Origin of the sequence: Desulfosporosinus sp. HMP52, from assembly GCF_000765145.1 — a bacterium.
In the GTDB taxonomy this organism is placed as follows: Bacteria; Bacillota; Desulfitobacteriia; order Desulfitobacteriales; family Desulfitobacteriaceae; genus Desulfosporosinus.
In genome coordinates this window covers 1-24434 of the sequence record NZ_JMGA01000036.1, presented here as the reverse complement: position 1 = coordinate 24434, position 24434 = coordinate 1, and the positions used below count along the sequence as shown (strand labels likewise).

The 24434-nt window shown below is 43.1% G+C and carries 22 protein-coding genes and 1 pseudogene; 17 read left to right on the top strand and 6 right to left on the bottom strand.

Annotation, left to right across the window (positions count from 1 at the left end; genetic code table 11):
• Positions 1–8 precede the first annotated feature (8 nt).
• The 4 genes from rhuM (at position 9) to DP73_RS14205 (ending at position 5084) form a co-directional block, all read left to right on the top strand.
• A complete protein-coding gene (gene rhuM, locus DP73_RS14220; protein WP_034600378.1) occupies positions 9–1010 on the top strand; it encodes a RhuM family protein in 1002 nt (333 codons plus the stop codon).
• The gene (locus DP73_RS14215; protein WP_034600376.1) at positions 1007–2239 is read left to right on the top strand and encodes a restriction endonuclease subunit S; all 1233 of its coding nucleotides are present in this window, start codon (positions 1007–1009) and stop codon (positions 2237–2239) included. The genes rhuM and DP73_RS14215 overlap by 4 nt, the downstream gene beginning before the upstream one ends.
• A gap of 15 nt (positions 2240–2254) precedes the next feature.
• Entirely contained in the window at positions 2255–3850 is a 1596-nt protein-coding gene (locus DP73_RS14210) for a type I restriction-modification system subunit M (RefSeq protein WP_034600374.1), read from the top strand.
• 244 nt (positions 3851–4094) lie between these two features.
• Entirely contained in the window at positions 4095–5084 is a 990-nt protein-coding gene (locus tag DP73_RS14205) for a guanosine polyphosphate pyrophosphohydrolase (protein ID WP_034600373.1), read from the top strand.
• An 88-nt stretch (positions 5085–5172) separates the two neighbouring features.
• On the opposite strand, the gene DP73_RS14200 is transcribed toward DP73_RS14205, so the two are convergent.
• Together DP73_RS14200 and DP73_RS14195 are read right to left on the bottom strand one after the other, a co-directional pair.
• Positions 5173–5568, bottom strand: a complete 396-nt coding sequence (locus tag DP73_RS14200) for a type II toxin-antitoxin system HicB family antitoxin (protein ID WP_034600372.1) — start codon at positions 5566–5568, stop codon at positions 5173–5175.
• A gap of 76 nt (positions 5569–5644) precedes the next feature.
• Entirely contained in the window at positions 5645–5827 is a 183-nt protein-coding gene (locus DP73_RS14195; RefSeq protein WP_014184374.1) for a type II toxin-antitoxin system HicA family toxin, read from the bottom strand.
• Positions 5828–6140: 313 nt separating this feature from the next.
• On the opposite strand from DP73_RS14195, the gene DP73_RS14190 reads away from it, so the two are divergent.
• The 4 genes from DP73_RS14190 (at position 6141) to DP73_RS14175 (ending at position 10199) form a co-directional block, all read left to right on the top strand.
• On the top strand, positions 6141–7013 hold the full coding sequence (locus DP73_RS14190; RefSeq protein WP_034600370.1) for a radical SAM protein: 873 nt from the start codon (positions 6141–6143) through the stop codon (positions 7011–7013).
• 152 nt (positions 7014–7165) lie between these two features.
• Positions 7166–7699 carry a dihydrofolate reductase family protein gene (locus DP73_RS14185; RefSeq protein WP_034600369.1) on the top strand — a complete coding sequence of 178 codons (534 nt, stop codon included), beginning with the start codon at positions 7166–7168 and terminating at the stop codon, positions 7697–7699.
• Positions 7692–7871 (top strand): hypothetical protein, encoded by a 180-nt coding sequence (locus DP73_RS14180; RefSeq protein WP_034600368.1) that lies wholly within the window; start codon positions 7692–7694, stop codon positions 7869–7871. The genes DP73_RS14185 and DP73_RS14180 overlap by 8 nt, the downstream gene beginning before the upstream one ends.
• 120 nt (positions 7872–7991) lie before the next feature.
• Positions 7992–10199, top strand: coding sequence for a hypothetical protein (locus DP73_RS14175; RefSeq protein WP_034600367.1), 2208 nt, complete (start codon positions 7992–7994; stop codon positions 10197–10199).
• A gap of 203 nt (positions 10200–10402) precedes the next feature.
• On the opposite strand, the gene DP73_RS14170 is transcribed toward DP73_RS14175, so the two are convergent.
• From DP73_RS14170 to DP73_RS14160, 4 genes and pseudogenes are all read right to left on the bottom strand, one after another.
• Positions 10403–11371 (bottom strand): MBL fold metallo-hydrolase, encoded by a 969-nt coding sequence (locus DP73_RS14170; protein ID WP_034600365.1) that lies wholly within the window; start codon positions 11369–11371, stop codon positions 10403–10405.
• 169 nt (positions 11372–11540) lie between these two features.
• On the bottom strand, positions 11541–12659 hold the full coding sequence (locus DP73_RS14165; protein WP_034600363.1) for an RNA-guided endonuclease TnpB family protein: 1119 nt from the start codon (positions 12657–12659) through the stop codon (positions 11541–11543).
• 27 nt (positions 12660–12686) lie between these two features.
• Positions 12687–12788, bottom strand: a pseudogene (locus tag DP73_RS22665) (IS607 family transposase); the annotation flags it as partial.
• A gap of 452 nt (positions 12789–13240) precedes the next feature.
• Positions 13241–13618: an FMN-binding protein gene (locus DP73_RS14160; protein ID WP_034600361.1), complete on the bottom strand. Its 378-nt coding sequence runs from the start codon at positions 13616–13618 to the stop codon at positions 13241–13243.
• A gap of 313 nt (positions 13619–13931) precedes the next feature.
• Between DP73_RS14160 and DP73_RS14155 the strand changes: the two genes are divergently transcribed.
• The 9 genes from DP73_RS14155 (at position 13932) to DP73_RS14115 (ending at position 24029) form a co-directional block, all read left to right on the top strand.
• Positions 13932–15338: a PLP-dependent aminotransferase family protein gene (locus DP73_RS14155; RefSeq protein ID WP_034600360.1), complete on the top strand. Its 1407-nt coding sequence runs from the start codon at positions 13932–13934 to the stop codon at positions 15336–15338.
• Between the two features lie 166 nt (positions 15339–15504).
• Complete coding sequence (locus tag DP73_RS14150; protein ID WP_034600359.1) at positions 15505–15750, top strand: hypothetical protein; 246 nt, start codon at positions 15505–15507, stop codon at positions 15748–15750.
• Positions 15750–16151 carry an aspartyl protease family protein gene (locus DP73_RS14145; RefSeq protein WP_034600358.1) on the top strand — a complete coding sequence of 134 codons (402 nt, stop codon included), beginning with the start codon at positions 15750–15752 and terminating at the stop codon, positions 16149–16151. Before DP73_RS14150 ends, DP73_RS14145 begins: the two co-directional genes overlap by 1 nt.
• Before the next feature lie 999 nt (positions 16152–17150).
• Positions 17151–17852 carry a response regulator transcription factor gene (locus DP73_RS14135; protein ID WP_034600356.1) on the top strand — a complete coding sequence of 234 codons (702 nt, stop codon included), beginning with the start codon at positions 17151–17153 and terminating at the stop codon, positions 17850–17852.
• An 8-nt stretch (positions 17853–17860) separates the two neighbouring features.
• Positions 17861–18907, top strand: a complete 1047-nt coding sequence (locus DP73_RS14130; RefSeq protein ID WP_034600353.1) for a HAMP domain-containing sensor histidine kinase — start codon at positions 17861–17863, stop codon at positions 18905–18907.
• Between the two features lie 120 nt (positions 18908–19027).
• On the top strand, positions 19028–22135 hold the full coding sequence (locus DP73_RS14125) for an efflux RND transporter permease subunit (RefSeq protein ID WP_034600352.1): 3108 nt from the start codon (positions 19028–19030) through the stop codon (positions 22133–22135).
• Positions 22122–23369 carry an efflux RND transporter periplasmic adaptor subunit gene (locus tag DP73_RS14120; RefSeq protein WP_034600350.1) on the top strand — a complete coding sequence of 416 codons (1248 nt, stop codon included), beginning with the start codon at positions 22122–22124 and terminating at the stop codon, positions 23367–23369. The genes DP73_RS14125 and DP73_RS14120 overlap by 14 nt, the downstream gene beginning before the upstream one ends.
• Before the next feature lie 14 nt (positions 23370–23383).
• Entirely contained in the window at positions 23384–23614 is a 231-nt protein-coding gene (locus DP73_RS22660; protein ID WP_128751419.1) for a type II toxin-antitoxin system RelE/ParE family toxin, read from the top strand.
• Positions 23615–23825: 211 nt separating this feature from the next.
• Positions 23826–24029 (top strand): DUF6366 family protein, encoded by a 204-nt coding sequence (locus tag DP73_RS14115; RefSeq protein ID WP_034600349.1) that lies wholly within the window; start codon positions 23826–23828, stop codon positions 24027–24029.
• Positions 24030–24434 lie beyond the last annotated feature (405 nt).

Here is a 24434-nt window from a genome sequence, read left to right as displayed (position 1 = left end):
AGGATATAATGAACGAAATACAGTTTTTAATGTATGATGCCGATGAAAAAGTGGAAGTTCTTGTTCAAGATGAAACGATTTGGGCAACCCAAAAGACGATTGCAGAATTGTTCGATGTTGGCGTTCCAGCCATTAGCAAACACTTGAAAAATATCTTCCAGTCTGGAGAATTAGAGGAAAAAGTGGTTGTTTCCATTTTGGAAAATACCACTCAACATGGCGCAATGGAAGGAAAGACACAGACGAACTCTGTTAAATACTACAACTTGGATGCGATTATCTCCATTGGCTATCGTGTGAATTCGCAAAAGGCGACGAAGTTCCGGATATGGGCAACGGATGTCTTAAAAGAATACATCCAAAAAGGCTTTAAGATTGATGTGGAACGTATGAAACAAGGTGAAAATGTTTTTGGCAAGGATTACTTCCGTGAGTTGCTTGAAACCGTTCGTTCAATTCGAGCAAGTGAACGACGGATATGGCAACAGATAACAGATGTTTTTGCGGAAATTTCATTCGATTATGATAAAAACTCAGATATTACCAAAAAGTTTTATGCGACAGTACAAAACAAGTTTCATTATGCGATTACAGGGAAAACTGCCGCTGAAATTGTTTATGACAGCGCCAATAAAGACAAAGAGCATATGGGGCTTACTTCATGGAAGAACTCACCTGAGGGGCGAATTTTACAGTCAGATGTTGTGGTTGCAAAGAATTATCTCTCCCAAAAAGAAATTCGCAGCCTGGAGCGTAACGTATCAGCCTATTTTGACTATGTAGAGCGTCTGCTTGAAGATGAAACCTTATTGGGAATGCAGGACTTTGCGGTAAGTATTGATGAATTCTTAAAATTCAACCGCTATGAAATCTTGGAGGGGCATGGGCGTATTTCCCAGAGTGCAGCGACGAAAAAAGCTATTGACGAATATAAAGAATTCAACAAGCATCAAAAAATGGTTTCTGATTTCGATAGGGAAGTTAAGAAACTACAGGGAGAGCAGAAATGAGCGAAAACAAGGAAAATGTGCCTAAAATAAGGTTTCCGGGATTTATTGATGATTGGGAGCAGCGTGTATTAGGTAAAATGGGCGATACATTCACTGGACTGTCGGGCAAAACTAAGGAAGATTTTGGACATGGTGATGCTAAATTTGTCACTTATGTTAATGTCTTTAGTAATGCAATCTCTAACCCTAATGGTGTGGAAAGTGTTGAGATTGATAATAAACAAAAACAAGTTAAATATGGTGATGTGTTCTTTACAACGTCCTCTGAAACACCTGAAGAAGTTGGAATGTCGTCTGTATGGCTTGAAAATTCTAAGAATGTGTACCTAAATAGTTTTTGTTTTGGTTACAGACCAACAGTAGAATTTGATCCACATTATTTAGCATTCATGTTACGCTCATCATTAATTCGGGAGAAATTTATGTTCTTGGCCCAAGGTGTTTCACGATACAACATATCTAAGAACAAAGTGATGGAGATGAAAGTTCCAGTTCCCAAACTTAATGAACAACGTAAGGTCGGCGCGTTCTTCGCTAGCCTTGACCGCCTCATCACGCTTCATCAACGTAAGTTAAATAACCTGCAAAATTTGAAGGCTGGGCTGCTTCAAAAAATGTTTCCGAAAGATGGCAAAGATTTTCCGGAAGTTCGTTTTCCAGAATTTACTGACGCTTGGAAACAACGGAATCTGGGGGAAATATACACAGAGAGGAAAGAGCGAGGATACGATTCGTTACAGATCCTTTCCGTTTCCATCCATCATGGTGTTTCAAACGAAGAATTAGATAGTGATACTTTAGGGAAGAAAGTGCGCAGAAGCGCAGATAAGTCACTATATAAACATGTTCATTTCGGTGATCTCGTTCTTAACATGATGCGTGCGTGGCAAGGGGCAATCGGAGTTGTAAAGTCAGAAGGGATGGTAAGTCCTGCATATATTACAGCTATTCCCAGTGCAGAGCTTTACCCTCTTTTTATGGATTATTGTTTACGCCGAGATGAAGCGATTATTCAGATGAACAATCTCTCTTATGGAGTCACCGACTTCAGAAAAAGACTATATTGGGACTCGTTTATTAACGTTTTGTGTCGCATACCTTCTGTGCCTGAGCAGCAAAGAATTACGATCTTCTTTTCTAACCTCGACCACCTCATCACCCTACATCAGCGCAAGCTGAAACACCTGCAAGAACAGAAGAAAGCATTACTGCAACAAATGTTTGTCTAGGAGGAAAATAACAACATGAGTAACTTACAAACCATTACAGCAAAGCTGTGGGCGATGGCCAACGAGCTGCGTGGCAACATGGATGCCTCAGAATACAAGAATTACATTTTGGCCTTTATGTTTTATCGGTATCTGTCAGAACATCAGGAACAGTATTTAGTTGAAAATAATGTTCTTGATGTGGCCGAGGGTGAAACGATCAATAAAGCCTATTTGGAACAAGCCAACGGCGACGATTTGAATGACTACTTAGAAGATATTTCTTCAAGTTTAGGCTATGCCATTGCCCCCCTTGATACCTGGGAATCTTTGGTTCAGAAAATTGATAACAGCATGGTGGTTCCAAGTGATTATCAAACAATTTTTGATAACTTCAATAAGAACGCTGAATTAAACAAAGAAGCCGTGAAAGATTTCCGGGGTGTGTTTAACGACATCAACCTGGGCGACTCACGCCTTGGTTCGTCTACCAATGAACGGGCGAAATCACTGAACCGTATTGTCAAGCTGGTTAATGGTATTGATTACAAAGGTGAAGATGGCAAAGACATCCTGGGTGTAATCTATGAATATCTAATCGGTCAATTTGCCGCCAGTGCAGGCAAAAAAGGCGGGGAGTTCTACACACCTCATGAAGTGTCTAAGATCTTGGCTAAAGTCGTAACGGATGGGGTAGAAGAATCGGATCATACTTTTTCGGTGTATGACCCGACTTGTGGCTCCGGGTCATTGCTGTTAACCGTTAAAAGTGAGTTGCCTGGCGGCGATAAGCCAGGGGCGATTAAATTCTTTGGGCAGGAAAAGAATACCACAACCTACAACCTGGCTCGTATGAATCTGATGATGCATGGCGTTTCATTTAACAATATGACTCTGTCTAATGCCGATACCCTTGAAAGGGATTGGCCCGACGGGCCGGACGCCATAGGAATAGACCACCCACGCTCTTTTGATGCCGTGGTTGCGAATCCTCCTTATTCTGCTCATTGGGACAATAGCGAAACAAAACTAAAAGATCCACGTTTTAGCGAATATGGTAAGCTCGCTCCGAGAACTAAGGCGGATTATGCATTCATTTTACACAGTTTATATCACCTGAATGATAGGGGAACAATGGCCATTGTACTGCCCCACGGTGTCTTGTTCCGTGGTGCGGCAGAAGGTGCCATTCGTCAAACCATCGTTGAGAAAAACTACCTAGATACAGTGATCGGGTTGCCTGCCAACTTATTTTACGGTGTAGGAATTCCAACGACGATTTTAGTATTCAAGAAAAATCGTAAAATAAAAGATATCTTCTTTATCGATGCCAGCAACGAATTTGAAAAAGGTAAGAATCAAAATAAACTTACTGATAAAAACATCAATAAGATTATTGTAACTTACAAAAATCGTGTGGATGTTGATAAATACGCTCACGTGGCATCACTTGAAGAAATCAAAGAAAACGAGTTTAACTTAAATATTCCTCGCTATGTAGATACGTCTGAAGAAGAACAAGCCATTGATCTTGATGAGGTGAATAAGCAGCTAGAGCAAGATAAACAAGAAATCGCGGAGCTTGAAGCTAAGATTAATGAACAGTTGAGAATTTTGGGAATTAATGTGTAGGAATTGATTGGAAGGGTCAAGGATATGGTTTCTTAAATCTTTTCCATTGATGTTGCGTTTTAGTGAGAAATTCTCTTCAACCAAGGAACCGGTAGGGCCTCACGACAAATCATCAGAGCGAGAAGTTCATAAGGCGAAGGTGGAACGCGTTTTGTCCTGATCTTCAAAAAATGACTTTTGATTGCTATGAAAATCGGATTAATATCGTTTGGGTGAAAACCATATAGGAAAGGAAAGTGCATCTGTGAAAAAATTAAATGATTATTTATACTCAGGCGATACCGTTCTAAAGATATTGCAGAGATATGCAGAGGATTTGAAACAGTCGGCGAAAGAAACTCATAATCAGATTGATCTTTTGCACTGTAATTTTCTGCTTCAAATTGCGGAACTTTTGCAGCACAACGAATTCCTGACTTCCCAGTCTCAGCGGATTCGGGAATTCTATAAACTTATGGCAAATGAGTATCCTTTTCTTGCCTTTACTTTTAAGGGCCGAATTAAATCTCTGATACGCGCGGAAGCAAAATTTAACGGATACATCGTAGAATATATTTACGAGTATTATATTAAACATGGCAATTATCCGTCTCTTCCTGAACTGAAAAACTATTTAAGCTGTTTTCGGGACCTGATTGCATACCGAATCGTGATTTCTCTTCCCAAATGTCATTTAAAAGAAGGTGAGATTTGCGCGGATGAAGAAAATAAATATCTATATGATGTTGCCAATAAGTTGCTTGGTTTCCTTGAGGAACGCGGATTTACCGCAGAACTGTCTTCATTTATGGGTCAGAAAAAATCGCTCTTGTTAAAAGAGAGCGTAAGCCCATACTATAGAGATTACGTTGCAAATCCAGAGTCTAGTGGGTATCGTTCGCTGCATATAACATTTTATGATAATATTGCCCGTTGTTATGTGGAAGTACAACTTCGTACCAAAGAAATGGACGATTTTGCTGAAATTGGTCCTGCTAATCATTTAGGTTACGAAAAGCGACAGGAAAGTGAAAGAGTTAAACGAGATGCAATTCCAAAAGGAGAAAATATTTATTTTGATGATGCTTATGAAAGAGGTATTATGTTGCAGCAGCTTGAATTATCAAAATTGGATGTAAATATGTTTTCGGCAATGAATAATTCCCTTATCAACGATGGTTGCGGCCTCTACCGTGGAAGACTTATTCTTCCGTACGAGCATCTTTCAAAATACCAAAATGACCTTATTGATTAATTAAATGCTGAGCAAGTTTAACTCGATAAATCAGCGTTTTTAGGCAATAAAAAAGCAGCCGGTTAGGCTGCTAAAATTATTTATATTACTAAATACCCAGCTGGTCTTTGAGGGCGCTTTGCAGAACCTGAGAGAAGTTTACATTATTCTCCTCAGCAATAGTGTTTAACCAAGCGGGGATTGTAAGGGTTTTCTTTACAGCTTTATGTCCGTGCTTTTGGGAGTATTCGTCTAAGTCAACACCAATGAGACTAACGAAACCATTCTCATATTCGTTAGGGATTACATTTATAATATTTGTAGCTTTAGGCAATTGCTTATTCTCCTCAACTTCGCCTAACAGCCAACCGGAAGCTGCGTCGATAGCCATATCCATAGCTTCAGGTAAAGTATCGCCTTCGGTTACGCATCCTGGTAAATCAGGAAAGACCACAGTATAACCATCTTCGCTTGGGTAAAAGCAAGCAGGATAAATAAGTCTCATTGCTTATTCCGCCTTTCGTCTAGTTAATTAATTATTTTCAGCTTCTATGCTTATCGTAAACTCTAGGCAAGGGGGCTTATTTCAGCCCCGCTTGTTTTAGGATAGAGTTTACTGTTTTGGTTTTTAAATCTTTCCCGTGAAATGGGATTGTAACTTTTCCCGGTTTTGAGGGATGTTTATAATGTTTGTGAGAACCTTTGGTGTCAGTGTATTGCCATCCATCGGCTTTAACTATGTTTTCAAGTTCCCGGGGTTTCATTCGTAAACCTCCTCTCAATGTGTTCATTATAACACGTATAGCACGTGTAATGAAGAGCTGTTTGAATAAAATGTTAGGAGTGTAGTCTTCCATTATTAATCGGAGGGAGAACATGGCCGGGAGAATGAGGATTTAGTCACTATATCATTGCTTTAACTTGGTGTCTGGACGATCCGTTATTTGCTTTTTTTTGGATTATTGCCAACATCATGGGAGGAAATCTGGGAAAGATGTGGAAATTCATGATTGATGTTCACAGACAAGCGGATGATATTGTTTCACAAAAGAGATTCTTTGGGAAAGGGTGTTTGCTATGCGTTATGAAGGTATTGTTTACCGACCGCCCAGCGAGGCCGAAAGTTTGCTTATCCAGGCGACGATTGGTTGCCCGCATAACCGCTGCACTTTCTGCGGAATGTATAGGACTAAGAAATTCAAGATTCGTCCTGTAGCAGATATCAAAGAGGACCTGAAAAGGGCCCAAGAACTGTACGGAAATGATGTAGAGAGCATCTTTTTCCCGGATGGCAATACGATAGTTATGAAAACTGAGCAACTGGCAGAAATTCTGGAATATGCCGGCCGGTTGTTTCCCCGTCTTTCCCGAATGACAATGTATGGCTCCGCTAAGTTCCTGAAACTGAAAACTTTGGCGGAATTGCAACGGTTGCGGGCGGCTGGCCTGACTAGGATTCACTCCGGTCTGGAAAGTGGAGACGATATCGTGCTGGCGAATATTCAAAAGGGTTTTACGGCGACAGAGATGATTGAGAATGGGCGAAAAGTGAAAGAAGCGGGTATGGAATTGAGTGAATACATTCTAATTGGGATTGGCGGAAATGAGCGTTCCCAGGAACATGCCCTGGAAAGCGCCCGGGTACTAAACGCCATCGCCCCGGATTTTACACGTTTACGCACATATAATCCGGCAGAAGGAACGCCTTTAGGTGAAGAATACCAGCAGGGTAAATTCCGGCTGCTGAGTCCCCATGCCGCAATCAGGGAGACTCGCCTCCTGGTCGAGAACTTACGGGGACCTGGTCAGCTTATGAGTGACCATGTTTCCAACTTTGCCTGGATCAACGGTGAGCTGCCGGCAGATAAACCGACCATGCTTGCTGAACTCGACCGGTTGCTTAATGTTTCAGAGGACAGTTTTACGCGGGCTGATCCCCGTTATTTGTAATCACGTGGTATTCATATCCATCTGTATTTGCGAACCTATTTCGTAAATAATACCTAGATCGGAATTATTGTGCACTCCGGTAATCCTAAAACGTTGACGACATAGGACCTTTCAGTTGGACAAGAGTGAATCAAGTTGGAGGTGATAATCGTATGAGGCGGCTGCGATACCAGGTCGCATGTAGTCTGGATGGCTACATCGCAGGACCAAACGATGATTTTAACTGGATAACGCCAGAGCCCTCGTTCGACTTTGAGGCGCTGTATGCGCAATTCGACACGTTGCTGATGGGGCGACGCACGTACGAGATCGTACGCGCAACGGGCGAGAGTTTTCGCGGAAAGCAAGTGATCGTCGTCTCGCGGTCGCTTCGGCCAGTGGATCATCCTGATGTCGAGATCGTGAGCGAGGGCCTTGAAGCACGAGTTCGAGAGCTTCGTGCGCAACCTGGTCGAGATATCTGGCTCTACGGCGGAGGAAATCTCTTCTCCCAACTTCTCGCCTGGAATCTGGTTGATACGGTCGAACCGGCGATCATTCCGATCCTTCTGGGCGGTGGGGTGCAGTTGCTCTCCCCGCACGGGGTACATCGGCGCTTGGCGCTCGTCCGGCACCGCACCTATCCCAGTGGGATGATCCTCCTGGAATATGAGGTGCAACAGGCTGCGGAAGGCACGAATGAATAGAATAGATCATGTGAGTGTAAACGTAAATGATCTTTCAGCAGCTAAAGGGTACCAATATGAAGAAAGTTATAAGTTATGCTACGTTCGTGGGCCCGAGGGAATCTATCCTAATCATTCGGCTCTCATCGAAAACGGTGGGGGCCTTTTCTGCGGAATTTCTGAATATAACTGAAGAGGAAAAAAAGATAATTGCGTGCCAGGTAATTATCCTCCTGGGAATTCCCCCTGACAGATTGATGGAAATTGCATATGATATTCCAGCATCTCAAATCAGGAGGAGTGAACTCAGGCCATGCTGTTTGAACGGGAAGACTGGAAATTATTCAGAAATATTGAATCCCTGCCCCAAAAGGCGGGGGTGCCTAAAGATAAACTGTCGCTGCTGGTTTGCAAAGAACTCACGGACAATGCCCTGGATGTGTGCGGTGAGTGTGAAATCGGCTTTGAGGACGATTTTTTTTATGTCAAAGATCAGGGGCCCGGCATGGATCCCGGCTTGTTTGCCATCAACAGGCCCCTTAAATCCTCCAAATACTTGCGCCTGCCCACCCGGGGAGCACTGGGGAACGGCCTGCGGGTGGTGGCCGGGGCGGTGGCGGCCACAGGCGGCCGGCTTTTGGTTGCTACCGGGGGGGAAAACTACCGGATCCATTGCCAGAACGACGGTTCGGCATTGACGGAAAGTTTAGGCCCTTACGGCGAAGGGGGGAGTAAAATCAGCTTTTCCCTGGGCCAAATGGAGATTGATCCGGCCTGGGCCAAATTGGCGCTGCAATATGCCCAAGGTCAAACCTACCAGGGGAAGACATCCCCTTATTGGTATACCAGCGAAAACTTCTTTGAATTGTTTCAGGCCTACAGCGGGTCTGTCCGGGAACTAATCGCCCAATTTGACGGCTGCAGTAAGAAAGCCGGGATACTATCCCGCAGGTATCCCTATGGGGCAGCCGCCGCTTCCCTGACCTTCGCCGACACGGAAGCACTGTTGGCCGAGCTCAGGACCCTGGTCACGAAAACGAACCCGGAGAGGCTGGGGCGGATCGGTGAGCTGGAGTACTGGAAAGGCTATTACAGAAGCTGCGGTACCTTTACGGTGGAATCCGTCAGAGGGGTTCATGAGGCAGAAATCCCCTTTGTGGTCGAAGCATACGCCGACTTTGCCGACGAACCCCAGATCACGGTTCTGCTCAATAAGTCCCCGGTGACGGGAGAGGTTCACATCTTCTGTAATAAAAGTGAGCTGAAGATTTTCGGCTGCGGCTTCAGACATTATTTTAAGGCCAAACCCGCCAGGCTTTTAATCAATGTCATGACCCCTTATGTGCCAATTGTGACGGACGGCAAAGAACCGGACCTGGGAGTGATGGCTGAGACTATCGGCGCCAGTATTACCAAGGCGGTGAACAAATTAAAAAAGTCCCTCCCCGCTGCTCCGGCGAGAAAGCGGTCCCAGAAAGAAATCGTCGCCGCCTGCCTGGAGGAAGCCATTGCCAAAGCCAGCGGCAATGGGGAATACCGCTTCAGCCTGCGCCAGCTCTATTATGCCGTCCGGCCCTATGTGATCAGGGAACTGGGCAAGGAACCGGATTACGCCTATTTCTGCAAAGATCTGATCGGCGGTTATGAAGCCGAGCACGGCGACATCCCGATGATGTACAGGGATGACCGGGGAACGCTGTATCATCCCCACGAAGGCCGGGATATCCCTATCGGCACCATTGCCGTGGAGAATTACCGCAAGCCCGCCTGGACCTTCAACAAAGTTTTGTATATTGAAAAAGAAGGCTTCTTCAATGTGCTTAAAGAGAAGAAGATTCCGGAGAAATACGATATGGCACTCCTCACCAGCAAAGGCTACGCCAGCCGGGCAGTCAAGGATTTGCTGGACGCACTGGGGGAGGACGGGGAGGAAGAGATCACTTTTTTCTGCATTCACGATGCGGATGCCTATGGCACAACCATCTACGATACCCTGCAAAATGAAACCAAGGCCAGACCGGGCCGCACGGTGAAGATCATCAATCTCGGCCTGGAGCCGGAAGAAGCGGTGCTCATGGGGCTGGAGGTGGAAAAAGTGGAAGCATCAAGCCGCCAGAGAGGTGTGGCCGGCTATATTAGTCCTGCCTGGAAGGACTGGCTGCAAGAGTATCGCGTGGAACTGAACGCCATGAGTACGCCCCAATTCATTGCCTGGCTGGAGGAGAAAATCCGCTCCTATGATCAGGGCAAGGTGATCCCGCCGGAAAAGGTCATGACGGAGTATCTGGAAGGCAAGCTGCTGGCCGAACTCAAGGAGCGGATTGCCGACCGGATACTTTTGGAAAATAACCATGAGGCTCAGGCAGCGGCAGCCTTCCGGGAGGTTAAACAAAGCTTCAGTGACCGGCAAATCCGTTTAACGGAGATAGTCCCGGCAGAATTGGCCCGGCAGCCTGTGCAGCTCTGGCGGGAGGTCGTTGCGGAAGTGGGTGACGAGGTTTTGCGAAATTGCCCTTTTTGACGGGGATTAAGCTAGCTTACTGAAAGACGGAATAGCCCGAATTTCCAAATCTCCCTTTTAAAAGCCATTGAAGGGCATAAAGGGGCTGCCACTGGAAACCGGAACACTCTGGGCCTCAGCGGCAGGTAAATTTATATTGACCATCGGACAGACTTTTTAGAACTCGTTAAACGAACCGCCAGATGAAGATCCCGCACAATATACTATTTTGCCAAGGTATAAACTAGTTTCCCCTGCTCAGTCTCTCTTCTAACTTTGCCCTTACCTTCCAAATATTTGAGATGAGCAATCGCTTCCCCTGTTGCAAACCATTTCTGGGTAACCGGAAACATCTCCCATGACTCATATGTCATATCCCAAGTCATCTGAGCAGCGACTTGGTAACCATTCAAATTACCTCTGCTTAAAATGGCGAGAATCTCAACCACCCGTTCCTGATGGTGCAGCTTAAGTTCCTGAATTCTTTCCCTGCAGGAGGTAATGAGCGCTCTGTGACCTGGTAAAACAAGTTCAACGTCGAGGATACTCACTTTGTCTAAACTTTTTAAATAAACACCTAAAGGATCCCAATCATCGCCCCAAAGGGAAATGTTTGGGGTTATGTTGCTAAGAATATGGTCCCCTGACACAAGAATTTTTTTACTTGAGTCGTAGAGGCACATGTGTCCGGGAGAATGTCCCGGAGTCTCAATGCACTTAAAGCTGTAGTCACCGATACTCAAAACGTCATCCTGCTTAAGGATTTCAAAGTCTACCTTTTTGGTATTGCCGTATTTAAAACCAGGATGCATTGCAATGGCCGCTTCAAGTTCATCTTCGGGAAACCCGAATATCTTAGCGAAGTGTTTCTCTTCTTCCCAAGATGGGAAGTTTATCAACTCGGCATCGGGCCCGTTAAAGTATATTTTCGATGTAGAAGAGGCCAAGCTGGACACAAGCCCTAAATGATCTGCATGAAGGTGGGTAATAAAGAAGTCAGTGACATTCAGATTCACTGACAGCTCAATTAAGCCTGCCTGCATTGCCTTAAGACATTCTTCCCGGTTCATCCCGGTATCGATAATGAGATTACGTTCCGGCCCCTTGATCACATAGGAATTTAGAGCCTTAAGTGGATTTTTCGGCAGTGGAATTTCTATTCTAAACAAATTGGGTCGTATTTCTTGACACATGGATTAGGCCCGTTGCCAAAACTTTATAAAAGTATATAAAAGCTTTGTTTGCTTCCTGATTCATTGTGTCCGATTTTGTCCGAAGACTACTTTCGTTTGATATAACACTCCACAGGCTTAAATTCCGATGCAACGAATCGTACACATTAGTAGTGTCTTTTTTAGGTGACTAGACTACTAATTGATATCTCGAAAGATTAATGGAAGCATTAAAATCTCTATCAATCGCTAAACCACACTTACACTTGTACACTCTGTCTGACAATTTTAAGTCTTGCTTTATAGCCCCACAACCGGAACACAGCTTACTCGATGGAAACCATTTGTCTGTCTCAACGAGTTCAATGCCCTGTATCTCACATTTGTATTGAAGCTTTGACTTAAAGTCATACAGTTTTTGCTGGGCAATGGCTTTCGATAGATGTCGATTTTTCATCATACCCTTGATATTCAAGGTTTCCATAACCACTTTACAAGGTTTGGTTTTCACAATTGCCTTAGTGGCTTGGTGGATATGATTAGTTCGTATCCCATTTAACCTTCGATGTAGTATACGAATTTGCTTTTCCACTTTTATAATGTTGCAGGTTTTGACGAAACGGCTTCCCTCCTTATTTAGTTCATATTTACGAGAAACTTTACGTTGCAACCTACGAAGCCGTTTCTCTAGCTTTTTGACAACTCGAGATTTATTAATATTCTTGACTATCATGCCGTTAGAGCAAACTGCAAGTTCTTTCACCCCAACATCAATACCAATGACTTCACGTGTCAATGGTTCTGTGCTTTGTTCCTGCTCAATTCCTAGGGATAGATACCAATACTTTCCGTCAAACGAAACTCTAGGATTAGTGTAGTTCACACCGATCGGTAACTGCTCTGAACTTTTGATCCATCCGACTTTCTCAATCAGAACAATTCCAGATTTAACCTTCAACTTCACAACATCATTGTAGAAAGATGGTTTTGATTTCTTTCGACTCTTGAAGTTTGGCTTATCGGCAAGTTTCTTGAAAAATTTCTTGTAAGCATCACAAGCATCTTTGATCGCTTGTTTCGTGATATTGTTGGAGACATCATAAAGCCAAGAAAACTCTTCCGTTTGCTTTAATTGGGTTAATTCTTTTCTTAGCTCATTATCCGAACGAAACTTGCCACCCTTAGCATAGTTTTTTTCTTGTTGATCCAAGGCCCAGTTATAAGCCCATCTTGCAGTTCCTGAAGATTTCCACAGTTGATGTTCCTGTTCTTCGGTGGGCTTGAGTCTAACTTTTTTCCCCAGTATCATTCTCAAGCAACTCCTTGATCATCTTCGAGCAATATGGTGGGGTTTTAGCGTGTTATTTTTACAGTTTCTTAATGTTTGTTCCGTCTTCCCAATAAGTTTGGCAAATTCACCAATTGAATAATAGTACAATTCAAAAGCACCTCTATTGGTAACGTACACTAACAGCATTATAAATTATCAATAAGATCTTATAGGGTTCGGCTACAGTTTTATCCCTCCTTTAATGCTATTGGAAGATAATTCATATTCACATTATAGCAGCACTACTGAGGCAATTATAGTAATTTGTTTGAGTATTCAGAACCCATTAATTTTAAAGGAGCTATATCAAATTTTCTATAGAAGGGGGTGAACCCGTGGCCTTACTCCAGAGAATTAAAAATGCAACGGAGTCATCGCCAAATTGACGCTGGATGAGGTTTTTGAGCTAAATGTTCTTGAGCGACCATTTGGATGGGGTAAAAAAACCAGCATTATCAAAAATGATATGCTGGTTTTGAGTGTTTTTAATATATTTAGGTATATTTTAATAATACCAAGGGTATCAATACAATATTGGAAAGCTCAACATAGTAGCTAATTTAAAGCATTTGTTTCGCAGATGACACAGTTATCTCTAATACTGCTCGAACCCAAGAGAATTTTTCTTTCATACGCTCAAAGTCTTCACCTGATTTTAGAAAACGGGTAGTTCCTTTCAGGATAAAGCCTGTACCCTTAGCCTTATAACCCTGGATTTCCTTGCTGGCAATGGAAAGAGTAACATCGTTATGAACGCTGAGATTTTTTTCCGTTTTGTTATAGCCGTAAGCTGGAATCAATAGTTTATCCTCAGGGGTAACTACAACATAGCTATTCCAGGTATTTACTAAATGCGGACCGTCGTCACCGTTGGTCACGATAGAGATGGCTCCGTCTGTGGGATGAGAAAGTACCTCCAATAATTTTTCATTAAGCATAAGAATACATCCTTTCTGTTTTGAAGAAGTGTTAGATAACTCATACTTGATTGGTTGACACTACTATTGTGTCCTCTATTACTGCAATGCACTCAGTAATTTTCGAATTACCATCTGCACAAAGCAATCGATGTGTTAGCCACCGGACACCCAGATTATAAGATATAATTCCCCCTAAACACAGGGGCAATTTTCAAATTAAGTACAGGGGCAGTTATCTTTGGCGCAATTTTCCTGAGCCTTGACGCTAGGTATTAGCCTATATATAATGGCGGTAATTAAGATCCTACATATAAAGGATTAGGTGAGAGCAATGTTTATATTGGACGGTCAGGGTCGTCAGCCGTTGCACACTAAAATATATAACCAGATTAAAAATCAAATATTAACAGGGGAATTGCCCCCAACTACCAAGCTTCCTTCTATTAAAAACTTATCTAGTGAATTATCGGTAAGCCGTAATACTGTGGAGTATGCCTATCAACAGTTATATGCAGAAGGGTATATACACAGCAAGCCAAGAAGCGGATACTTCGTTTCATCAATAGACCCTGAATTCCGCCAATCGCCTCTCCGTCAAGTATGCATGTCACCGAAAGAAGGCTCTGAAGACGGAAAATCATTTGCCTTTGATTTTCATCCGGCTCGACTTTCCCCAGGCAGTTTCCCTGTTAACCTGTGGCGTAAACTTTATGTTGATTGTTTAAAGGATGATCAAAATCACCTTGCTTCCGATGGTAATCAGCAAGGTGATTTTGATTTGCGCTGCGAGATTCAAAGATATCTGTCGCGCTCTCGTGGTGTTTCTTGTGATCCTGAACAAATCGTTGTTTGCTCGGGACTTCAAGATAGTCTTTCTATCTTAGCGCCCATATTGAAAGAAGATCATTCGAAATTGGCTGTAGAAGATCCTGGCTATTTCGTTCCAAAAGCTGTTTTCCGAAATCATTCGTTTTCTATCACAACCGTATCTGTAAATTCGGATGGTCTAGACTTGGAGTGTCTACAGAAGACCAAGAGTACCGTTGTATATGTCACGCCTTCCCACCAATTTCCATTAGGCTATGTTATGCCTGTGACAAAACGATTAAAATTAATTGATTGGGCAGAATCTGTCGGGGGAGTCATCATTGAAGACGACTATGATAGCGAACTGAGGTACTTCGGCAAACCAATTCCTGCGTTACAAGGATTACACCCGCAAGGGAATATAGTCTATGTAGGTACTTTTTCTAAGGTATTATCGCCTGCGCTTCGAATAAGTTATATGGTTCTGCCTCACCGATTATTAACTGTCTATCATAGGTTATTCAGGGATTATTTTACGAATGTATCTCTACTAGAACAGAGAACACTGCAAAAGTTCATGGAACTGGGGTACTGGGAACGGCATTTGCGTAAAATGCGAACAGTTTATAAAGAAAAGCACGACGCACTCCTACAATCGATTCACCGTCATTTCGGCACTCAAGTTAAAATCATTGGTCAAGGAGCGGGGCTCCACGTTGTTATAGAGCTAGTTGATAATCCTCTTAGTGAAGAGGAGCTTATCAAGCGTGCTGCGGAGAGCGAAGTCCGACTATTCCCACTCTCTAGAACTTTTCTTCACAAAGACAGTAATAGATCTCAAATAATGATGGGGTTTGGCGGCATGAGTATTGAAGAAATTAATCGAGGAATTGAGCTATTATATCGTACTTGGCTGCAGGAAGTACCTTAATAGCATGCCTGGAAAATCAAAAAAGCTTTGAAGTCAGGAGGCGTATATATGCCACCTATACGCATCCATGCGCTAAATATTTGGATTGGCTTTACAAGATGATTCGTTGATTGTAAGTAACATGGTATAATGGGATTAAATTGAATTAACGAGGGGATGTATTTTAATGAAATGGGAGGAAGTTAGAAATATATATCCTAACCGATTTGTAAAAATCCAGATACTAAAGGCTCATATTGAAGATAATGTACGGTACATTGATGATCTGGCAGTAGTAAAGGCTTTTGATGATAAGAGGGAAGCAACAAGAGAGTTAGTACGCACAAAAGACGATGAACTAGTTTATCACACCGGAAAAGAAAAGCTTGAAGTACAGATTAAACAAATATTTGGATTTAGAGGAACATTCTAATGAATATGAAGTTTCAGGATGGGCTTTTGTTTACCTCTATCCAAATATCTTTTCGTGGGAATACAAAAGTAATTGAAAATATTGTAATTGATACTGGGGCTGCAGAGACAATAATATCCCCGGATGCAGTTGAGGATATAGGAATTTTTGCTGAATTAGAAGACAGCGTAAATTCATTTTATGGTGTTGGAGGAAGTCTACATAACTTTTTCTCTAAAAATGTCGTGAAAGTCAAATTGGGTGAGGCAAGTTTAGAAGTTAAAATGGATTTTGGAGTTATTGACCCACAAGGCAATATTAATGGGCTTTTAGGGCTAGATTTGCTCATGGAGTTAGGTGCTGTAATAGATCTGAGAAAATTATCATTAACATTAGACGCATATAGCGAAGGAGATATTTGAGGAGCCGCCGTCCATGGCGGTTTTCTGGTTTACGGGGCACCAGACTCCATGCAGCTTCTTTTATCATCGCGCGGCGAGAAGACTCCCATCCTCTTTAAATAGGCTTTATACAGAAGGATATGGAAAACTTTCTTATCAACACACTCTATGTTTTGCTTCAACGTATTTGTTTAATTTTAAGTAACCCCAGGTCGCCAAAGAAAACCAAAATGTGAAATTAGCCAATCTTAATAGAAAATTAGGCTCAATAAACATCCCTAAGTTGACTAATACTCTTGAGTATATCATGCTCATAACTATCCCTGATACAGGAAATATATATACTAACGGCCTATGTTTAGGCAAAAGATAGAAATACATAATGTAAAATGCGCACCAAGATATTGGTGAGTCTATTGGCAAATAACCATAGCCGAAAGGACCAAAGTTAATCCACCGAAAAACGTCTGTTAAATGACCAATTGTGAGTCCTATTACATCATACATGCTACCAAATGTAATTCCATATACAGCAAGACGACGGATTTCAGCTCTCGGAACAAGTACAATAAGTGCGAGAAGAAATATTGATAATTTTATCAGATGCATAAAGTAAAGGGACATCAATTTTTAATCTCCTTAATTGGACTTCCTATATTCTGAGGGGGGTTAGAGAAAACCTTTAGTTTCTTACTCTATTAACCTAATACTCGGTTATTGTACCCAGTACTTATGAAATGATGTAAGTGTGACTGAATTATTCTAAACAGAGGGTTTTTCCCTGACTTCCATAGTTTACTTGATTAATGAATTGAATTAACTGCTCTTCACATAACTTCGAGAAATTTATGAAGTCCCTTAAAAGAGAAAAGCTATTTTCAACGCTCTTAAAAAGCAACTGCCACGCGGCTTTTATAACAAAGTGAACTCTAATCACAAATCTTTATAGTTTTTTATTTTTGCTTTATTTATGTTTGCTATGATATAAAGAAAAGCAAAGTAAAGAAGTTGGTGAAACATGTGGAGAAGACGATTTTAGTAGTCGATGACGATCCGGATATTGTCAAGCTGATCACGAAAAGTTTGCGACTTGAACAATTTGAAGTGATCGCTGCCCATTCCGGCCCGGAGGCTTTAGCGGTACTTAAAGAAAATCCGGTGGATTTTATTGTCCTGGACATTATGATGCCCCAAATGGACGGGCTGGAAGTCTGCCGAAACATCAGAAATAATTACAGTATTCCCATTCTGTTTTTAAGCGCCCGGGATAGAGACATTGACAAAATTATTGGCCTGGAGATCGGTGCCGACGACTATATGACCAAACCCTTCAGTGTTCAAGAGCTTACTTCAAGGATTAAAGCTCATTTCAGAAAGTTTGACCGATTGTACAACGAATGGAAAGGACTTAAACAGGAGGCCGAGCCACAGAAGTTCCCCTCAGCTTCACCCCTGATTTTAAATCAAAAGACCTTTGAGGCTTACTTAGACCAGGAGAAGATTGAGCTGTCCACCAAGGAATTTCAAATCTTATCCTTTCTCATGCATCATCCCAATAACGTCCTGACCCGGGAGCAAATCTATGAAAATGTTTGGGCAGGGGAATACGGTGAGATAAATACTGTCACGGTGCATATCAAAAACATTCGCAAAAAACTTGGCAGCAAGTATGACTTTATTAAGACAATCTGGGGTATCGGCTACAAATATACGGAAGGGTAGGAAGGGCTATGAAGTTAAAGATCAAGCTGCCGCTGCTGTTCATGTTGGTTTTTGTGCTGATCATCTTTCCGGGGGCAGTATTTATCAAAAATTTCATGACGGAAAAGCCCAAAATCTTAAGATTACCCTTAATGCCCGTGCAATTAGAAGTGGCCTTTTATTTGCTGATTCTCACGGGTACGGTGTTTGTCATTTTAGCCGTCTATTTACATTTTAACATTACAAAACCCCTTCAGTTGCTTAATACCCGGTTGAAAAGGGTAAACATAAGTCGGCCCGTAATCTTAAGCTCGAAACGAAGGGATGAAATCGGAGAACTATACAATCACTTTAATGAAATGGAAGACAGGCTTTATCAAGCCCACAAGGAACAAATCGGGATGATTGCCGCCATGGCTCATGACTTAAAGACTCCCTTGACGACCATCAATGGCTTTGTGGAATTGTTAGCCCTGCAGAAAAATCTTTCTGAAAAGGAAACCCAGGAATATCATGAGCTGATCCTCAAGAAAACCAAGCATATTGCCGAGCTGATTAACACCTTCTCTTCCTATACTAAGGGGGAGGTGGAATTGGATGCGCTGGATATGAAATCCGTCCCCGCCCAGAAGCTATTTGCCAGCATTGCCACTGAATATGAGACGGAATTATCCGGTTTTGATTTCGAACTGGCTTGGGAAAACAGCTTCAAAGCCAACCAGCACATCACGATTGACGAACACATGATCCGCCGGGTTTTCGGGAATCTCTTCAGCAATGCCGTGAGGTATGGGGAGAGAAAAGACTTAAAGGTCTATATGCGGGGCTATGTCCGCGGCGAATATGCTTTTTTCCAGGTGGAGGATAATGGTGCGGGTGTGCCGGAAAAGGAACTGCCTCTGCTGTTTCAAAAATTCTTTACCGTGGATAAATCCCGACAGAACCAAAACGGGGGGATGGGATTAGGTCTGGCCAGCTGCAAATCCATTATCGAGCATCATGGCGGTGAGATATCTGCCTTTCACTCCAATTACGGAGGATTGGGCATCCGCTTTGCCTTACCCCTTGTGAAGTGACCGAAAAAGGTCACTTCATTATTTTTTAGAATTGCTTTACAGATAATTATTTTCTCTTTAGCCGGAGTTTACCTTTGCCTTGTATAATTCCATTAAAACCAAGGGAAGAGGTACATAATCATGAGTATTACTGAGTTATCGGTAAAGAGGCCTTCGGCAGTCTTTGTCTTGCTGGCCTTATTTATTGGTATCGGTATTTTCGGCTATAAGAGTCTGGGCGCGGATTTATACCCCTCTATCAACGTACCTATTATCACTGTCACCACCGGTTATAGCGGTGCAGGTGCCGAAGAGATAGAAGAGGACGTTGTCAAACCCATTGAAGATGCAGTTTCCGGGATCAGTGGAATTGATACCCTGAAATCAATATCTAAAGAAGGTATTGGACAAACAATTATAACCTTCACCATGGAAACGGATATGAATTCAGCCTTTTTAGACGTGCAAAAGGCAGTGGATGGTGCCTCAGGCAAACTGCCTGAGGATGTCAATTCCCCGATTCTCAGGAAGATTGACGCGGATGCCCAGTCTGTCCTGACTCTGGGCCTCACCGGCACGATCCCCTATGACCAACTCCAAAATGAAGGGGAAAAGATTAAAGAGGATTTGGCGAAGATACCCGGCATTGGCCAGGTCAGCCTTCAAGGTGCCGAGGATAAGCAGCTGGCCATTCGCTTAGACAAAACGGCTCTGGATTATTACCGAGTTAATGTCAATACCTTGCTGACAAAGCTAAAGACGGAAAACAGCAATCTCCCTGCCGGCCGGATAAGTCTGGATACCAGCGACCAAGCCGTTAAGGTAGTGGGACAGTTTAAAGATATCGATGAAATTAAGAATTTGTTAATTTCCAACTCGGAAGGAGGGACTGTTCGGCTGGCAGATATTGCCCAGATCCAGCTGGAATATCCCGACCAAGAACAAATCTTAACCTTGAATGGAACCAATGCCTTGGGCATCAGTATTCAAAAGCAAAGTGACGCCAATGTTGTCGAGGCTGTGAATAATGTCAAAGCTGAATTGCTGAAGATTCAAGCACAGCTGCCAGCAGGAGTAAGTGTCACAGTAACCACGGATAGTACTACTTTTATCAACGATTCTCTGGAAGATGTTAAATCCAGCCTTGTGGAAGGAGTCATTACAACAGCTCTTGTACTCTTGCTGTTTCTGCGGAGCTGGCAGTCATCCTTAGTTGTCCTGGTGGCCATCCCCACCTCCTTGGTTTCCACCTTCTTTATGATGTATGCCTTTGATTTTACCTTGAATATGATGACCCTCATGGCTTTATCCTTGAGTATCGGTATTCTGGTGGATGATTCCATTGTGGTTCTGGAGAATATTCAGAGACATTTAGGCATGGGGAAAAACCCGAAACAGGCAGCCATCCAAGGGCGCAGGGAGATAGGTATGGCAGCAATCGCCATAACTCTCTGTGATGTGGTCATCTTTATCCCCGTAGCCTTTATGTCGGGCATGGTGGGCCAGTTCTTTAAAGAATTCGGACTCACCGTTGCCGTGGCATCCCTCTTTTCCCTTTTAGTTTCTTTTACGGTAACCCCCATGCTGGCTTCCCTATTTCTAAAAAAGAAGAATCCGGAAGAAGCGGGAGAGCTTCAGCCGGATACTAAAAAACCCAGAAGATTTCCCCCTGTCCTGGACCGGGCAACTGAACTATATAAGAAGCTATTAATCTGGTCTCTGGATCACAGGTGGAAAGTTGTCAGCCTGTTAATTGCCGGCTGTATTCTGGCTGTCTCCTTACTGCCCCTGGGTTTTATTAAAACTGAGTTTACCCCCCAAAGTGATCAAAGCCAGATCTCCATTGAGCTGAATCTTACTTCGGGTTCCGGTTTAAAACAAACAGAGGAAAAGGTCAGCCTGGTTGAAAATCAATTGCAGACTATGGCTGAAGTGAAGGATTATCTCACCACTGTGGGATATAACTCAGATAAATCCTCAGCCAATATTATCGTCAAGCTGGTGGACAAAAGTGAACGGCAAAAGAGCCAGACTGAAATTGCTACAGAAATGCGCCAGTGGGGGAATACCCTGCCGGGAGTTCAATTCAGCGTTTCTGAAGCTCAATCCGCCGGTGGAAACGGTAAACCCGTTCAGCTAGTCATCAGTGGAGAGGACCCGGCTGTTTTAAAAGAGTTGTCCTACAAAGTAGAGGATATTGTCAAAGCCACCCCGGGGACGGCGGACGTCACTAATTCCGAGCGAACCAGTGAGAGCGAGATCCAGGTGAAGGTTGACAGGCTGGCGGCTGTTCAATACGGAGTAAATACCCCGGATATTTCTACGGTTCTCAGAACCGGACTCCAGGGATCGAAGGCCGGTATCTACCGGCAGAACGGGAATGAATATGATATTGTCCTCCGGTTTATAGATGACCAGATCCAAACTCCCGCTGATTTGGGCGCCGTCAAGGTTCAAAATTCGGCCGGAGAGCAGATTGCCCTGAATCAGGTAGCGGCCATTGAGTACGCCGAAAGTCCTTTAAAACTATCCAGAGAGGATAGAGAGAACATCGTAACTATCTCAGCGAATTTACAAAACAGTCTCCTGGGAGATGTAACTACGCTCATTGAAAACCAACTGGAGGGCACTAGCCTGCCTGATGGCTATACGATAGAATTCGGCGGCAGTCAGGAAAACATGGCCGAGAGCTTCAGCGCCCTGATTCAGGCCCTGGTTGTGGCGATTGTTCTGGTCTATGCCATTCTGATTATTTTGTATGAATCCTTCTTAACTCCCTTTATCAGAATGCTTTCCTTGCCTTGTGCAATTATCGGGGCCTTTGGCTTGCTGGCTTTATCCGGGCAATCCTTGAATATCTTATCCATGATTGGCTTGATTTTGCTGGACGGCTTGGCATCCAAGAACGGAACCTTGTTGATTGACTATACCCAAACCTTGATGAAACAAGGAATGCCCCTGCGAGAAGCCCTGATCGAATCGGGAACCACTCGCTTAAGACCCATCCTGATGACTTCAGCAACCATGATTGTCGGTATGCTGCCCTCGGCGCTATCCAGCGGAGCCGGAAGTGAAATGAGAAGCGGGATGGCCATTATAATTATCGGGGGCATGATTACATCGACAGTTTTATCCCCCATTGTTCTGCCGGTAGTTTATACCTTGATGGATGATGCCCGGCAGTATCTGGCGAAACGAAAGAAGCCAATTCTAACGATCAGGGAGGTAGAAGATTATGAAGCGTATTAAAGGGCTGGGCCTAGGTTTAGGGGTAGTGATCTCCGGAATAATCTTGGTTGCCTTAATATCCGGTTTCGGAAATAAAGAAGCAGAAGTTGTGCCGTCAATCAAAAATGTCACAACAGTGACAGCGAGTGCAGCCACCCTGACAACGGAAGTGGAATACGCCAGTATTCTGAAGCCGGTTCAAGAAGTGACCGTTTCCTCTAAAATAGCGGGCAGGGTTGCGACAGTTCAGGTTGAGGCCGGTGATAGAGTGGAAAAAGGTCAGGTGCTGTTTACCTTAGACTCGGGGGACTTACAAGCTCAGCTTCAGCAGCAGCAAGCCAATCTGGAGGTAAGCCAGGCCAATCTGGCCAAGACCGCAGGCTCCGCTTATGATCAGCAAGTCCTGCAAGCTGAGCAAACCGTGGAAAATAAACAAATCACTTATGAGGATGCCAAGAAAAAATATGATCTGAATCAACAATTGTATGCCAACGGAGTCATCGCCAAACTGACTCTGGATGATTTCCAAAAACAATACGCCAGTGCAGAGGTGGATTTAAAAACGGCCCAGGATAATCTCAAACTCCTCAAAGAAAAATCCGGGCCGGATTCAGTCAGCGTGGCTTCAGCCCAAGTAAATCAAGCTGCCGCCGGAGTTAATTATGCTTCTGAGCAGCTGAAGAATACGGTGATTACCGCACCCATTTCAGGAATAGTCTCCGGGCAGAATGTGGAGGAAGGGGAGATTATCTCCGGTTCCACCGCTGCTTTGACAATCATTGATACAGATACTATGATGGTCGAAATCAGTGTGCCGGATAAAGTGGTGGCTAAGATTGAAAAAGGAGAAATTATTTCTCTGAAAATGAATGCTCTGGAAAACAAGCTCGTAGAGGGGGTGGTTGACTATATCAGCCCTAATGCGGACAGCAAGTCCAAGGCTTATACGATCAAGATTCTGCTCAATACTACGGATGATTTGAAATCAGGTATGTTCGCCAGAGTTTTCTTACCTGAAGCTGTAAAAGAAAATGTCCTGACCGTTCCTAATGAGGCAATCAAAATTGAAAACAGTGTGTCAGTTGTATATCTGGTTGCAGAGGGTAGTGTAAAAAAAGTCCAAGTGACAACCGGGCTAGCTAATGACAGGTTTACGGAGATTATCGATGGCCTGAAAGCCGGTGATGAGATCATCACTGAAGGACAGATTTTTCTCAATGAAGGGGAGAAGGTTAATGTGGTGAGTGGTCAGTAGGGGTTAAGGAGCAAGTGGAGTGTTTCATCATCAATAAGGTGCGAGGGCTGGCGGAGCATCCTGGAATTGGTGCCCTGCTATCTTCCGTAGTAGATATTCAGACTGACTATCGGTTTCTTGTCTGTGCCAATCACCTTATATTTTACAGGTGCGAAGATGGAGTTGTTTTCGTGTCGAGGATCTTGTACTTCCGGCGGGATTGTATGCGGATACTGTTCAATGATTTACCGAAGAATGAAAAATAGAATTCAGCTTTGAATTGTCAGCGTGTAGGCTGGCAATTTTTTTGTTTATAATCGGGAATTATTGGGAAGATAGCTGGGTGATGTGCAGGATTGCAAGGATTTGGAGGTAGATACCTAGAATAACTCACTAGGGAATCGCATTATGCTTAAACCGTGACGCATTCGTAGGATGATGTTAACCAACTCACTAAATGATAGGGAAGGAGAAATAATGGACATAAAAGATGAACAGGATAAACTAGAGAAACGCAAAATTGAAGAATATAAAAGAAATCCATTTATTAATTTTGCAGACTCAATAAATCGTTCGCAATTTGGAGACTTAAGGGGGCTAACACATGGTGGTTGCCTCAATCAGATTATCACTACTGTTTTAATTATTGGAATATTGTTATTTATCTCCCGATGGTTCTAAATAAGTTAGTAAAGCTTTATCAAGCAAAATATTGTCAGGTAAAATTATTACCAGTATATATGTTTGATGGGCAACATTCTTATGATGCGTCGTATTGGCAGTAAAGCTAACTTTTGGTTATCCATATTTTGGAGCATGTTAAAGTGTCCCTTGAGGCTACCTCAATTTGAGTCGGTGGTCTCGAAAGTGCGGTTACCCATCGATTTTATATCTGATTTTTTAATCGACAACAGGAGATAAGTACAAGAGATAATATACATTATCTCTTGCAGACCGTAGACAAAAAGGTGCCTTATGCAAACTGCATGGCACCTTTTTGTCTCTTAATAATGAATTGAGAATCTGAGAGAGCTATGTTCTGAATAAGATGCGAAAAAAATGAGCGGAGCATACCCTTTCTCCGTT